We start from the raw sequence: 14,337 nt of genomic DNA, 5'->3' as shown, positions 1-14,337 counted from the left end.
AAAAAAAGAGTTCAAAAATGAACTCTTTTTTTACCAATTTCGAAATATCCTAGAGACAGTAACCAATAAGACGAAAGCCACACCAACTAATTAGTAGCCTACACTGTAATTTGTTTTCTTAACTTCAAAAATGCGCTTGTTTGGGTTTCCAGTTTGTGTTAAGTCTCTGGTATCTTTACCTGCATGAACAATTGGTTTATAATTCGTTGCATTTGAATCGGAACTACCAAATGCGATGACGGATAAGTCATTTGTCTTTTGTTCAGGTGTTTTTAACCACGCGCTTAAAAAAGTTTCGCCGAAGACACTTCGGATTTGGAAATCATATTGGAACGACAGCTTTAACCCTTTATATTCAGTACCATCAAATGTGCGGTTCTCAAGATTACTAACAACGACTTTATTAGGATCTAAATCATTTATTGAAATAATAGGGTCAAGTCCCATTGTAAAGGCTACAATTTCCATATCTTTTTGATAATAGAAATAGAATTCGGGTTTTAACCATTTAGCAGTTGGAATTGTTTCTATGCCCATGTTGTATTCATTTTCAAACCCATAATTTCTAAATGACGTTTGAAACCCTACATTTCCTCCAGGTGCAGCAGATAAGCCATCTGAATATTGCCCGATGAAGGGTCTTGATTGTCCACTCTCATTAATGACTACGTTAAATCGACCAATCTCTATTCCTTCAGCATTTAAGATGGCTATAGATGCTTTATCAGCAATACTCGTGATAGCTCTAGCAATCAAACTAAACGTTCCATCGGATTTAACAATAGTAGTTTGTTGGCGTTTATTGTTTACGTATAAGCGAGCCTGAGCTGCTCCGCCGCCGTTAACAGTACCCGTGATATTTCGTTCTCCAAGAGAGAAGTCATTCAAGTTCGTTACTAATTTAATTGGATTGACTGCCACCTTGGCTTTTTGAACTAATTCACCCTCAACATCAAACCCCAACACTTCAACATAGTCTCTAAGGAATTGAATTTCATCATTAGTATCCAATGAAAATAGGCTAGTATAAGGTACTTCTTTTTCATCAACTATTGCAGTGTTTACGGCAAGTTTTACATCAGTTATTTCCCAATCTGCAAGTCCTGTGACAACAGAGTCTTTTTTTAAGGTAAATGCATCAGGTGTTAAAATCCATTCGCTTTCTTGAAGAAATACTTCAGATTCTTCAACAACAACCTTTTTATCTCTCTCTAATCCAAGAACGGTTACGCTATCTTCCATAGATTGAATACTATTCTTGATATCCAGTTCGAAAAAGTAATTGTCTTCTTTTGGAACATCCTCAATAACTCTTTCTGTTGTTATCAATTTTTCATTGACCCAAAGCTGAACCCAATAAATATTGCTTCCTTTTTTAACCTCACCAGTTACAAATAGACTCTTTTTTCCACCAACGCCAACTGGATCAGTAATAATATTTTCTGCATGATTTTTAAAGGCAGCAGCTGTATCAACGGGGGGTGTTTCAGCTGCTAAAACAGTTGATCCAGTATTATCCGGAAGAATGATACTTCCCAAACTTAACCCTAAGACAACACTTGCGGTAACAATCATTTTTTTCATTTGCTTTCTCCTTTCAAAGCTATTTATAACTATTATAAATTATTTATGTCATTTAGTAAATAAAAACGAACTGAGATAATTTGAATCGTGAATGTATTCAAATAAGAAAAATGATGTTTATTTATCGAAAGAATATTTTATTTGGCAGCAGTACACTAAAGAGGCTAAATGAGGTGAATGATGATTAATGAACAAAAATAAAACAGCACGTCTTAGAGATACACATAAAAAAGACAAACTTCTTGTTTTTCTAAATATTTGGGCTGTCACAATCGTCCACGAACTGACAAAGAAAAAGGTCGCATTAGTTCCAACGAGTAGTTATGCAATATCTGATTATTATGGGTATCAAGACTGTGAAAATATGCCTTTTGCTGAGATACTAAGTTATGTGAAACAGATGAATCCAGAATCTAACTACATCGTCGTACCTGTGTTTAGTTTCCGACGTGGTGAAACTTCTTCATATAAAGGATTGACTGTTGTGGTCGGAAGCCCTAACGAGATGCGAGCAGTCGGAAATTTGAATGGGGCGAATCAATTGGCAATCATTATTCCATGTCTTCGCGTGATTCAGACGGATGGTAGTTTGGGGGATATGGTGGTAGTGTAGAGCGAAAAAAGTGGTTGTTGAAGCATGAGTGGAGGTATGGTTCTATATAAAATCGTGATACAAGCCTCAGTTAGTGAAATCGAGAAGGGTGGAAAATAGTCAGTTTTTAAGAGCATTGTCACTCTTATTTATATTTTTATTTTATCCATTAAATTAGTTAAAGGATTGACTGTTAAAATCTACAGTATTAACAGAGTTACGAACCACAACCAAGGATTGCTCTAATTTTTCCCTACTTTCCCCTTGTATCAGGTGTTTGCCGTTAACTTTGTTCTTTTCTAGGCTTTTGAGCGTCTCTATTAAAATCATTAGATTTTTGATTTAACTTTTTGGGGGACGGTTTAATAGGTATAATTAGCTATCTTTTTTTGATACACTAAAGGTAGCAATGGGGGGAAGAAAAGTGAAAAAAGCGGCACAATACAATTCATACAACCAACCAGTCGGCTATCCAATAACCGACTGGTCTACAAGAGAATATCCGACAAAATCAATACTAGAAGGAACCTATTGCAGATTAGAAAAAGTAGATCCAGAGAAACACCTAGAAGATCTTTATCAAGTTTACGGACCGCAAAGTAAACCTAAAAATTGGACGTATATACCATTAGAAGGATTTGAAAATAAAATAGAGTTCAGTGCGTATCTTACATCGATGAGCCACTCAAAAGATCCATTCCACTATGCAATTATTGATAATGTGAGTGGAAAAGCGCTAGGAACAGTAGCTTTGATGAGGATAGACCGAGAACAAGGATCAATCGAAGTTGGTTTCGTTATTTATTCTGATCAACTGAAAAAAACGAGGATTGCTACAGAAGCACAATATCTTTTAGCTTGTTATGCACTAGATGTGTTAGGCTATCGACGTTATGAGTGGAAGTGTGATTCATTAAATGAACCATCTAGAAATGCCGCACTACGTTTAGGTTTTGTTTTTGAGGGTATTTTTCGGAATGCTTTAGTTTATAAAGAACGCAATCGCGATACTGCATGGTTTTCTATTATTGATAGTGAATGGCCGAAAACAAAAGCTCGGCTGAAATCATGGTTGTCGGTCTCGAATTTTACGGTTGATGGAGAGCAAAAAAAAACGGTTGAATGAGTTTTAAACTAAAAAAACTAATTTGAAGGGAATTCAATGAAATGAAAAATTCAGAAATCCAATTAACTACTATTACTAAGCCGATGAGTTTTAACGATGTAGCCCCAACTTTTTTGACAGATGAAACAATGAGTGAGAGAAAGCAAAAAATATTAGACAATATGAAAGCAGAAGATTTCGACGCCTTAGTAATTTATGCCGACAAAGAGCATGGGGGCAACTTTGAATATCTAACAGGTTTTATTCCACGTTTTGAAGAAGGATTGCTTGTTTTAGAGGCCACAGGTGAATGTACCTTAATTCTTGGTAATGAAAATTTAAAAATGGCAAAGGTCGCTCGGATCAAAAACAAATTGATTCATTCGCCATTATTTTCTTTGCCAAACCAGCCGATGGATAATGAAGCAAGATTAGAAGATATATTTGAAAGTATTGGCTTAGCTGAAAAAAGTAAGATAGGTGTTGTTGGATGGAAGATGTTCACGACAGCAGCATCAGACAACGACGCATATTTTGATTTGCCATATTTTATCATTCAAGCACTCTTAACTAGTAAAAACAGCCTAGCGATGCTAAAAAATGCTGCACATTTATTTATTCGTGGGGATATAGGAGCTCGTACAACTAACAATGCTAATGAGATTGCGCATTACGAATATGGAGCCAACTTATCTTCCAGTTGTATGTTAAATGCGATGGACGCAGTTGAAATCGGCGTAACTGAAGCATCTTTAGGTAATGAACTGACGGCAGAAGGACAAACCAATACCGTGATTACAATTGCTGCAACCGGACAGCGTTTTGAATATGGAAATGTGTATCCGACGCATAAGCAAGTAAAAATGGGTGATCCGTTGTCGTTAACGACAGCATTTAAAGGTGGATTGTCTAGTCGGACGGGTTTTGTAATAGAAAATCAGAGTCAACTTCCAGAAAATCAGCATGATTACTTGGAGAGAGTCGCGATACCTTATTATCAAGCTGTTACAACTTGGTTGGAAAGAATAAAAATTGGTAAGTTAGGGCAGGAGCTCTATCAAACCATTGAAAAAGTTTTTCCTCAAGCAGACTACCATTGGCACTTGAATCCTGGGCATTTAGTATCAGATGAAGAATGGATGTCTTCACCGATTTATGCTGGGTCACAGGAGATATTGAAGAGTGGTATGATTTTACAAATCGATATTATTCCATCTGTGACAGGTTATACTGGAGTTAGCGCCGAAGAATGTGTTGCACTGGCGGATAAAAATTTACAGAAACAACTCAGAGAAAATTATCCAGAGTTATGGCAACGGATAATTACAAGGAAAACCTACATCAAAGAAATATTGAATATTGATTTAAGTGAAGATGTCATTCCATTGTCAAATACAGTAGGGTATTTACGGCCTTTTTACCTCGCAAAAGACCAAGCATTTCGTTGTGTGAAGTAGTTTAACAAAATAAGGAGCTACAACTCATTTTTGAGTTTGGTTCCTTATTTTATTTTTGATACCTATTGTTACACGTGAAACATTTGTTCCATTCATTATGAAGTGACGTTATTTTTAAATAAAGAAGTGCCTGTATAGCTCTTTTGTTTTTGTCTAAAATTAGGAGAGAAAATTTCATCCTATATAATAGAAAGAAACATTTTTTTACAACTACCATAAATCTCGCTAAAAACATTGCAAGAAATTGCTATTTGCGTTAAAGTAAGAAAAGACAATTGTGAAACATTTTCTGTTTCACGCAAGGAAGGAAACCTATGACACCAGAAGAATTTAAACAACTATTAAGCCAAAAAGAAGTCCAATTATCAGAGCATCAAATGAACCAATTTGCTCGTTATTTTGAATTACTTGTTGAGTGGAATGAAAAAATGAATCTAACGGCGATCACAGAAGAAAAAGACGTCTATTTAAAGCATTTCTACGATTCAATTTCATTAGCGTTTTTTGAAGATTTTTCAACAAATAAATCGATTTGTGATGTAGGGGCCGGAGCGGGATTCCCGAGTATTCCGTTGAAAATTGTTTTCCCAACATTACAAGTAACGATTGTCGATTCATTAAATAAACGAATCACATTCTTAACTGAATTAGTCAATGAATTGAAGTTGGAAGAAGTCTCTTTGTACCATGATCGTGCAGAAACATTTGGACAAAAAGAAGAATTCCGCGGTGCTTTCGATTATGTAACCGCTCGTGCAGTTGCTCGTTTAAATGTGTTAAGTGAACTGTGCCTACCATTAGTCAAAAAGGATGGTTTTTTCTTAGCTTTGAAAGCTGCTAAGAGCGAGGAAGAAATAATTGAAGCGAAACCTGCAATCGCCATCTTAGGTGGTAAATTTCAAAAAGAAGTATCATTTGAACTACCAATCACAGAAGACGAGCGACATATCGTTGTAATCCAAAAGAAAAAAGAGACACCCAAAAAATACCCCAGAAAACCAGGATTACCAAATAAACAACCAATCAAATAAGATGGAGGGACACAAATGGCACGAATAATTTCTGTAGCGAATCAAAAAGGCGGTGTTGGAAAGACAACAACGACTGTAAATCTAGGTGCTTGTCTTGCTTATTATGGCAAGAAAGTGTTGCTGATCGATATTGATGCTCAAGGAAACGCTACAAGCGGTATCGGTGTACGCAAACCTGACGTTGCTACCGATGTTTATGATGTATTAGTGAATGAAGAACCAATCAAAAATGTGATTCAACAAACTTCTAGAGAAAATCTGGATATCGTGCCAGCAACGATTCAACTTGCTGGAGCTGAAATTGAATTGACGTCAATGATGGCCAGAGAATCTCGCTTAAAAGCAGCCATAGAAGAAATAAATGATATTTATGACTTTGTTTTGATTGATTGTCCACCGTCATTAGGACATTTAACGATAAATGCTTTTACAGCAAGTGATTCGATTTTGATCCCTGTCCAATGTGAATACTATGCGTTAGAAGGGTTAAGTCAGTTATTAAATACGATTCGTCTTGTTCAAAAACATTTTAATCCCGACTTACGTATTGAAGGTGTATTATTGACGATGTATGATGCTCGCACAAATTTAGGAGCTGAAGTCGTGGAAGAAGTTCGCAAATACTTCCGTGAAAAAGTCTACGATACTATTATCCCTCGAAACGTTCGTTTATCTGAAGCACCAAGTCATGGTTTGTCGATTATTGATTATGATCCCCGTTCACGTGGTGCCGAAGTGTACCAAGCACTAGCAAAGGAAGTGTTGGATAATGAGTAAAGGAAAAGGTTTAGGTAGAGGTATTGATGCATTGTTTCAAGATTTTGCTAGTTTGGAAGATGTAGATGTTCAAAAAGAAGAAGTCCTTCAAATTCCTTTAAATGAACTTCGTCCAAATCCATATCAGCCAAGAAAAACATTTGATGAAGCCTCTCTTCAAGAATTGGCGAATTCAATTCAACAATCCGGTGTTTTTCAACCAATTATTGTTAGAAAATCTGCTGTTAAAGGCTACGAGATCATTGCTGGTGAAAGACGTTTTCGCGCTTCAAAATTAGCAGAGAAAGAAGCAATCCCTGCAATTGTCCGAGAATTTGATGAAGAGGCAATGATGCAAGTTGCTGTTTTAGAAAACTTACAGCGAGAAGATTTAAATCCGCTAGAAGAAGCAGAAGCTTACGATATGCTAATGAAAAATTTGAAACTTACACAAGTAGAAGTAGCGGAACGTCTGGGCAAAAGTCGACCATATATTGCAAACTACTTACGCTTGTTAACATTACCGACTCAAGTCAAAGAAATGGTTCAAGGTGAAACCTTATCAATGGGCCAAGCAAGAACGTTACTTGGTTTGAAAGACAAAGACTTGATTTTAACATTGGCAAAACGAGTGGTAGAAGAAAATTTAACGGTTCGCCAATTAGAACAAATCGTCAATGATTTAAATGAAAATCAAGGCAAAAAAACATCTAAAAAAGAAAAGAAAAGTACGAAAGATAAACCATATTATATTCGTGAAAGTGAAGATCGCTTAATGGATAAATTTGGTACGACAGTTGCAATTCAAGAAAAAGAAGGCAAAGGTAAAATTGAGATCGAGTATCTTTCACAATCTGATTTGGCTAGAATTTTGGACATATTAGAGATTCATTTTGACGAATCTTGATGAATTAGGTAAATAAAAAAGCGTAAAGCAAAACTATTTTTAGTTTTGTTTTACGCTTTTTGCTATTTATACATTTATATTCGAAAATAACGTATTTTTTCTTATTTTTATATAGAATAAGAAAAATTTATAATTGTTTAAATTAAGCTGTATGAATGTTGTTAAATAGACAATTGGTTAGTTAGCCTATACAACGAGTATACAATAAAGAATTTGGACATGTCAATGAGTAATAAAAAATAACAATATATTTAATTTATGTATATTATAGCGTATTACGAAGACAAAATCATCATTTAACGTTAAAAGATTGATAACTTGCTACATTATTATATGAAAATTTAAGTATAGACTACTCTGCATTCCTGTAACTTATGATAAATAGTAGGGCTTAGTAAATTTACTTATTTTTTAACGCCGTCAAATGAACCGTCAAATATACTCCCTTAATTGAATATAAATAATGGAACTCATATTAGTAATATACGCAACAAAATAAAAAAATCATAAAAAAATAAAAGTGATCTTACATGAACAGATTAGTGATATTTTAAAATTTAATAGTCATTAACCACTTTAATTGTCTATTCTTTTTTTATAATTCCCTGAAAAATGCAAACTTCTATTAAAAGTCTGGTAAGAATATGGTCAAGTGTAATTGTATTTTAAGTGTGGTTGAAAGAAAATAAATGGAAAGAATAGTTACTAGTCTTCTTTTTAGATTTATAAAACCATAGTGATTCGTTTATTTTTATAAAAATAACTTTTTTTCACATATTTAATTGATTTTTCTTTTAATAGACCGTCTAGCAACCGTCAAAGGGAAAATAGAAATCTTTATATACCACATTTCATACTGATTTTTTCTTATTTTATATAAGAATAGGAAAATATCTAATATCTAATATTTATAGTTTTATATAGTACAAAATTTAAAAATTCGGTATCACCATGTACCTATCTTCTATGGAATTTCAAAAAAAATGAAAATGGTTGGAATTTACTATATATAAATTAAAAGGAGGATTTTCTTTATGAGGAAAAAAATTATTATATTGACTGACACACTAAGTGCAAACGGGTTGTTGCAGAATAGTTTGTTAAACATGGATTATGAAATAATGGTTTCAAAAGATATATTGACTCAACCAAAAGATAAGGAGTTCTATTTTCTGCAAAATTTTGATCTTATTATCTATCAGCAATCTATGTATAGTGGCTTAAAAGAGTCATTCTTAGATAATTTGGCATTACTGAATAAACCCATTGTTGTTTTAACATTTGAATCAGAACAGGTCAGCAAATCTAAGTATTTGAATAATGCGAATGTAAGTTTCGTTCGTTATCCAATATCCGTCACTGATTTAGCAAGTAAACTGGCTGCTATTTTTGAAGAAACGGCCAACCGTACAGGTAAAAACAGTCAAGAAAGAGCAGTAGATTCTTCTATGAATAATGAAGTCACTGCTCGAATCACACCAGCGACTTCAACATTAGTTAAGGTAAAAAAACAATATTCTTTCCAGTTAAAGGACCGAACATTGATTATCGATAACTGGCTGATTCCATTGACCAAAAAAGAACATCAAGTACTGGAACATTTTATTGAATCAGATCAAAGAGTTTTTTCAAGTCAGGCACTATGTGAAGCGATTTGGACAAATGCTAAACAAAAAAATAAACAGGCCTTGTTGAGTAATCTGATTAATCGCATCAAGCAAAAGATAATGGAAAAAACATCGATTTTTGAACCATTCATTTTAAATAAAAAGGGAATAGGCTATTACTTGAATCAAGAGTTTGTAGCACTAGATGAGCAAAATGATGAAAAAGTAAGAGAACTACTGGTAGGTAGCGTCTAACCTAAATAGATATGTAAAAAGGGGAGCAGGAGAATTGGCAATTTTTAATAAGAAAAGCAAAAAAAAAGGGAATATGATGATGAGTATGACGAATACTACGATGAGTATGACGAATACGACGAGGATGAGTATGATGAATACGATGAATATGACGACGAGGACGATGATGACGAATATGAAGAAGAGTCTTATGCACCTCCTAAAAAGAGCCGTCCGGAAACATCAACTAAAAGAGAGCGTTTGGAAACCACTATGAGAAGACAAGAGCAAGAAGCACAACAAGAACAAGCAGCTGTAATTGAACATTTAAACAATGAAAACCAACAGTTCCAAAAAGAAATGCAACGCCAAAAAACAATGGCAGAGCGCTTGAAGGCAGAAGTTGAAAACAAACAGCAAGAAATCGATCAATTAACAATGCGCCTTACAAGCTCATCTAAGTCTAAAGAAAGAATCTTTTCACTTGAAGACCAATTAAGACAGTCAGAGGAACTGAGAACCCAACTAGATGAACAATTGTTAGAAGAACGAAATAGAAGCGTTGAAATCGAAAAACAACTTCGTCAACAAGATCAAATGAAAAATCAAATTGCGGAAGTTTTGATGGAAGCAAAAGAAAAAGCACAACAAATCATTGAACGTGCAACTATTGAAGCAGATCGAACAGTAGAAGCAGCCAGACATGAAACTAAAAAAGCAGTGTCCGAGGCTTCGATCGAGTTGAAAATGATTAATCAAGAAGCTGCGAATTATCATACACGGATTCTTCGTCTGCAAAGTGAGACAAGTGTGCTTATGGAGGATTTGTTAAACAAATCAAGCCGACTAGCTGATCATTCACTAGATTAAGGGAGGGGATTAAGAAGTGGTTTATCAAAATATTATGGTTGACATTTATCAAGCCGCTTCTCCAGCAGTAGGCGAGCGCCTTTTTGATGATGATATGTTGCGTGATATCTATTATATTTGCGAAGAGATTTTTCAAAAGCGAAATAAAAGAATCCCCTACCCTCAAAAAGAAGTAGAAGAATATTTTGAAGAATTTCATACCATAATTTCTTTTTTTAAACATGTAGAGATTACCTTAGATTTTGTAGATCTTGATTGGTCTGGATTGTTAGACGAGCTGATTCATACCTTTCCTCAAATAGCTTGGATCGGTGGTTCTAAAGAAAAAGAAGATAATCGCGTCGTTTACTATATTGATTTTGTCCCTATTGCCTATCGAGACACTGGATTTCCCTTCATGGTCAATTTGCTGCAATCGCTGGATCAGCAGTTAATAGGTGATAGTGACGATGTATTGGAGTCGTTTGTCAATGAGATTGAAAGGCTTGTAACTAGGTTCATCAGACCGCTGAAAGACTCTAATCCGTCTAATACTATCTCCGAAAAAGAAGCAGAAATTGTAGAATATAGTGATGAAGATACTAGTACAAACTATTTAGTTAAAATGGAAGAAGCTGTTAGTAGAGAACGATACGCCAAAGAAAGAATGCGACTTGCCAACAAAAAATTGGAAGTTGTCATCGATCAAATGGAACGTCAAAATCTAGCTAGAGCCATGAAGACATTAAGTCAGTCAAATAGTGATGAGAATGAAGATTGGGATCATATATTAAAAGTTGACTTGAGAGAATATTCTCAGCTTCTACAAAAAGCTAAATTTCTAGAGCAGTCTTGGATGATGAATAAAGAATTAGTTACAAAGTCAGAAAAGATGACGATTTCGGATAATCAATTGACCTATGAAAGAGAACAGGTAAGGAGCTTCAAAGATTCCGTTTCTACCAACGAAATTTACTTGATTTTAGATGAGTGTAAGCTAATTGAGTCAAGAGTAAAAATCAAGAAAAAATCTTGGTTTCGTCAGCCACATGTTCGGATTATGAAGATGGATTATGACAGTATACTAAATAAAGCAGCTTATTTTGATCTTATCCAGGGAGAAAACTACTTACTTGAACAATTTGTGCTAAACGAGGAGTCAATCGCGGATGATTAAAATTTATTCCTCTTTTGTTTTCTAGAGAAATAACACGATTTGTTTGAAGAAATAAAAAGGATTGGGAATGGTTGGCTTTTCCCATCCGCACTACATAATGCATTTAATTATCGAATTAGGTAAAAATAAGATAAACAAGAATATCACCAAAATAGCAGAATCATCAATGACAAAAGAAAAAAGCGTATCAGCATTAAGAAGATCAATTGCAACAAATAAGTGGAAAGAATGTTTTGTCTTTACTATTCATTTGGTTTTCATATCTGTTATGTTTTATTCTTTTTTCAAATCTGTACATATAAGTTTTACTATGTAGGGAGTTTAAAATTCAATGATTAATAAACGAAAAACACTTCACCTGATTGTTGTAATGATAGGAGTTTTTCTTTTATTGCTAATAGCTATGACTACTAAATCCCAAACTGGATTAGCTGTTTCAGTAAAACCAATTTTACCCAAAAATCAACATAACTCAGAAGCAACATACTATGATCTTAGAATGGTCCCGGGTCAAAAGCAGGACTTAAAGTTGGAATTGACTAATACTTCTGATAAAGAACAAAAAGTTGTTTTACAAATCAATGATGCTACAACAAATGATGCAGGAGATATAGACTACTCTGATCGATCAAAAATAGTTCCAAGAGATAAAAGTTTAAGTCTTTCATTCAAGGATGTTGCGAGTGGAGAGGCAGAATTAACAATTCCTGCCAAAAAAACAGTTACAACCAAGGTCCATATACAAATGCCTGAGGAACAATTTGATGGCATGATATTAGGCGGCATTAAAGTTGTTTCATCGGAAAATGGCATTGAGGCGCAGGAGTCAAATAATAATCAAAAACAATCTAAAAAAACATATATCGTAGCAGTTAAACTAACTGAAACAGATACCCCTGTTGTAGCAAAATTAAACTTAGTAGAAGTCAATTATTTAAAAGAATCAAATCAAAATACTATAAAAGCAACTATTCAAAATGATCAAGCAATCAACTTGGAAGATATAGACTTCACAGCTGAAGTGTACAAAAAAAATTCAGATAAAGTGTTTACTAAAACGAAAGTAACCGGCTATCGAATGGCTCCTAATTCAACTTTTACATTTATAATTAACGATGAAAAACAAGAATTCCAGACTGGAAAATATCAAATTAATCTAACAGCCAAATCGAAAGCGACGAATCAAGAATGGAAATGGGATAAAGAGCTGGAAATCACAAAATCTGAAGACAAAAAAGTAGATCATTCTGTGGCTGGATCAGAAAAAGAGAAGATAATGCTTTATACCATCATTTGTGTGATTACATTTGTTTTATTATTGTTATTCTTATTATTGTTACTGATTTTAAGAAAACGCAAAGAGAACCTCTACGAAGAAGCTTTATCGTATAAAAGGAAAAAGCGAGAGCAGAATAATAAAAACATACAACGAAAGAAAAAAGTAAAAAGAAAGAAACGTGATGATACTAGGAAAAAACGTCCTACAGATTCCAAAAGATTAAAAAGATAAGGTTTCAAAGTATAAATAGGATGGTCATTATCTCAGCCTGAATAAGTTCAGGTGTAGAGGTTTTAGGAGTTGGAGGATATGAACGTAGCTGAAAGAAATACCCAAAAGCAGGGGAAAAAAATAATAAAAAAATACATTCTTCATCGAAAAGTTAATCCAAGACTTTTGGGAGTGGAGCTTTTTAACAAGCATCTCGTTACGCCGCATGAAGCATACTTGTCATGCAAATTGATTTTTAAAAAAGATGTTCACTCATTGATGGAACTTGAGCAAATCGCAAAAAAAATATATGAAACCTGGGTGAAAAAAAACGATGAATTGCCTATAAAAAAAATCAATGTTTTCACATCCACTGCATATATTGTATTAACGTTTACTATAGGGTTTTACGAAGAAGAACAAATAAAACATCTGCGTGAGTTAAAAGAATGTGCAAAAGAACTCATTGAAACGTATGATAATTTGATCAAGAAAGAAAAAGAAGCAGAGTACAAGAGAAAAGAAAAAGAACTCTATGGCGTTTTAGAAAAATTTAGTCAGCTAACCCAAAAAATGGAAGGCTTAGAAAATAGACTTGCCAAAAGCGAATCAATTGTTTTAGATTCTGGTGAATTGCTAAAAAATGAACTCACTAAAGTAAGTCAAACAATCAAAGAGCAAATGAGTCAAGCTGAATATAGCATGAAAGATAGTCAAAGGTATTCTGAACCAAAAAAACAAGTAGTGAAGAAAACAAAACCAAAGCTTGAAAGTACAGTTCACATAACAAAAAAGACCGAAATAGAAGAAAAAGCTCGAGTACGTAAATTTGTTTTTGATCGGTCCAAACAATATCAGGTAACTTTAAAAATGAAAAATTGGACATCAGAGATGTCGTCCAAAGAAAAGATACTTAAAGAAAACCAAGAGTCAACTAAAAAAGAAGATGTAAAAGCGTATGCCTCCAAAATTGAGATGGAAATTTTAACGTATTTTACAGAGAATAAAGAATTGAATAAAAAACGAATGGTGCCAAAAAAACAATTTTTGACTTTAAAAGCGAAAGTAGAGTTTATTGATTATTTATGGATGTTGTTGGAATTAGAAGGAAAAGAAGAAATTATCATTGCTGGTAAACTAAGTTGCAGAGAGCTTATCGAAGAGTTAGGTTTGTTTATGGAACGTGTAGAAAAAATTGCAACAGGACCGACAATTTTTAATTACTGGGTATATTGTTCACAAGAAATGTTGGTAAAATTAGAAGGATATGCAGTATTAAAAGATTTTTTAAGTAGTTCTTTAAAGCTAAGCAACAATACTTTAGTAAATGAATAATCATGATATTTAATAGGTGTATTTGGAAGAAAAAGGGGTGGTGTACAAGAAACTAGAGCAGTTTCAAATGTATAAGGCCTCTTTCTTTTTCTTAAGACGTTATATAAATAAAGTTTGTATAACAAATAAAATTGACATGTTACTTCCAAAATTTTACTTTTTTAGGAAAATTTTTGAAACTAAGTAAAAAACAATATAATGCATAATTAGTTAA

The 14,337-nt window shown here is 33.8% G+C and carries 12 protein-coding genes and 1 pseudogene; 12 read left to right on the top strand and 1 reads right to left on the bottom strand.

Translation table 11 applies throughout. From position 1 onward, the window contains the following. Positions 1-90: 90 nt before the first annotated feature. Entirely contained in the window at positions 91-1,584 is a 1,494-nt protein-coding gene (locus AC1PU0_RS16265) for an immunoglobulin-like domain-containing protein (RefSeq protein ID WP_479998580.1), read from the bottom strand. A 448-nt stretch (positions 1,585-2,032) separates the two neighbouring features. Here AC1PU0_RS16265 and AC1PU0_RS16260 point away from each other — a divergent pair. The 12 genes and pseudogenes from AC1PU0_RS16260 to AC1PU0_RS16205 form a co-directional block, all read left to right on the top strand. Next, positions 2,033-2,247 (top strand): annotated as a pseudogene (locus AC1PU0_RS16260) (methylated-DNA--[protein]-cysteine S-methyltransferase); the annotation flags it as partial. Positions 2,248-2,600: 353 nt separating this feature from the next. After that, entirely contained in the window at positions 2,601-3,302 is a 702-nt protein-coding gene (locus AC1PU0_RS16255; protein WP_206849714.1) for a GNAT family N-acetyltransferase, read from the top strand. Positions 3,303-3,343: 41 nt separating this feature from the next. Next, positions 3,344-4,738, top strand: a complete 1,395-nt coding sequence (locus AC1PU0_RS16250) for a M24 family metallopeptidase (RefSeq protein WP_206849712.1) — start codon at positions 3,344-3,346, stop codon at positions 4,736-4,738. A gap of 314 nt (positions 4,739-5,052) precedes the next feature. Then, positions 5,053-5,769, top strand: coding sequence for a 16S rRNA (guanine(527)-N(7))-methyltransferase RsmG (gene rsmG / locus AC1PU0_RS16245; protein WP_069653546.1), 717 nt, complete (start codon positions 5,053-5,055; stop codon positions 5,767-5,769). Positions 5,770-5,784: 15 nt separating this feature from the next. Beyond that, the gene (locus AC1PU0_RS16240) at positions 5,785-6,546 is read left to right on the top strand and encodes a ParA family protein (protein ID WP_010766686.1); all 762 of its coding nucleotides are present in this window, start codon (positions 5,785-5,787) and stop codon (positions 6,544-6,546) included. Next, positions 6,539-7,432, top strand: a complete 894-nt coding sequence (locus tag AC1PU0_RS16235) for a ParB/RepB/Spo0J family partition protein (RefSeq protein WP_111248235.1) — start codon at positions 6,539-6,541, stop codon at positions 7,430-7,432. The genes AC1PU0_RS16240 and AC1PU0_RS16235 overlap by 8 nt, the downstream gene beginning before the upstream one ends. Positions 7,433-8,466: 1,034 nt before the next feature. Further along, positions 8,467-9,294, top strand: coding sequence for a helix-turn-helix domain-containing protein (locus AC1PU0_RS16230; RefSeq protein ID WP_069653548.1), 828 nt, complete (start codon positions 8,467-8,469; stop codon positions 9,292-9,294). Positions 9,295-9,328: 34 nt separating this feature from the next. Continuing rightward, positions 9,329-9,550, top strand: a complete 222-nt coding sequence (locus AC1PU0_RS16225) for a hypothetical protein (protein ID WP_479998579.1) — start codon at positions 9,329-9,331, stop codon at positions 9,548-9,550. Continuing rightward, a complete protein-coding gene (locus tag AC1PU0_RS16220) occupies positions 9,547-10,143 on the top strand; it encodes a hypothetical protein (protein ID WP_479998578.1) in 597 nt (198 codons plus the stop codon). The genes AC1PU0_RS16225 and AC1PU0_RS16220 overlap by 4 nt, the downstream gene beginning before the upstream one ends. A gap of 16 nt (positions 10,144-10,159) precedes the next feature. Beyond that, the gene (locus AC1PU0_RS16215; RefSeq protein WP_069653550.1) at positions 10,160-11,299 is read left to right on the top strand and encodes a hypothetical protein; all 1,140 of its coding nucleotides are present in this window, start codon (positions 10,160-10,162) and stop codon (positions 11,297-11,299) included. A gap of 331 nt (positions 11,300-11,630) precedes the next feature. Beyond that, positions 11,631-12,809: a WxLIP family cell surface protein gene (locus tag AC1PU0_RS16210; protein WP_206849708.1), complete on the top strand. Its 1,179-nt coding sequence runs from the start codon at positions 11,631-11,633 to the stop codon at positions 12,807-12,809. A 78-nt stretch (positions 12,810-12,887) separates the two neighbouring features. Then, positions 12,888-14,123 carry a hypothetical protein gene (locus AC1PU0_RS16205; RefSeq protein WP_206849706.1) on the top strand — a complete coding sequence of 412 codons (1,236 nt, stop codon included), beginning with the start codon at positions 12,888-12,890 and terminating at the stop codon, positions 14,121-14,123. Positions 14,124-14,337 lie beyond the last annotated feature (214 nt).

The organism is Enterococcus sp. XAF26B05_ASV22 (assembly GCF_056727285.1).
The sequence above is the reverse complement of the archived record's forward strand: the minus strand, read 5'-3'. Positions and strand labels throughout refer to the sequence as shown.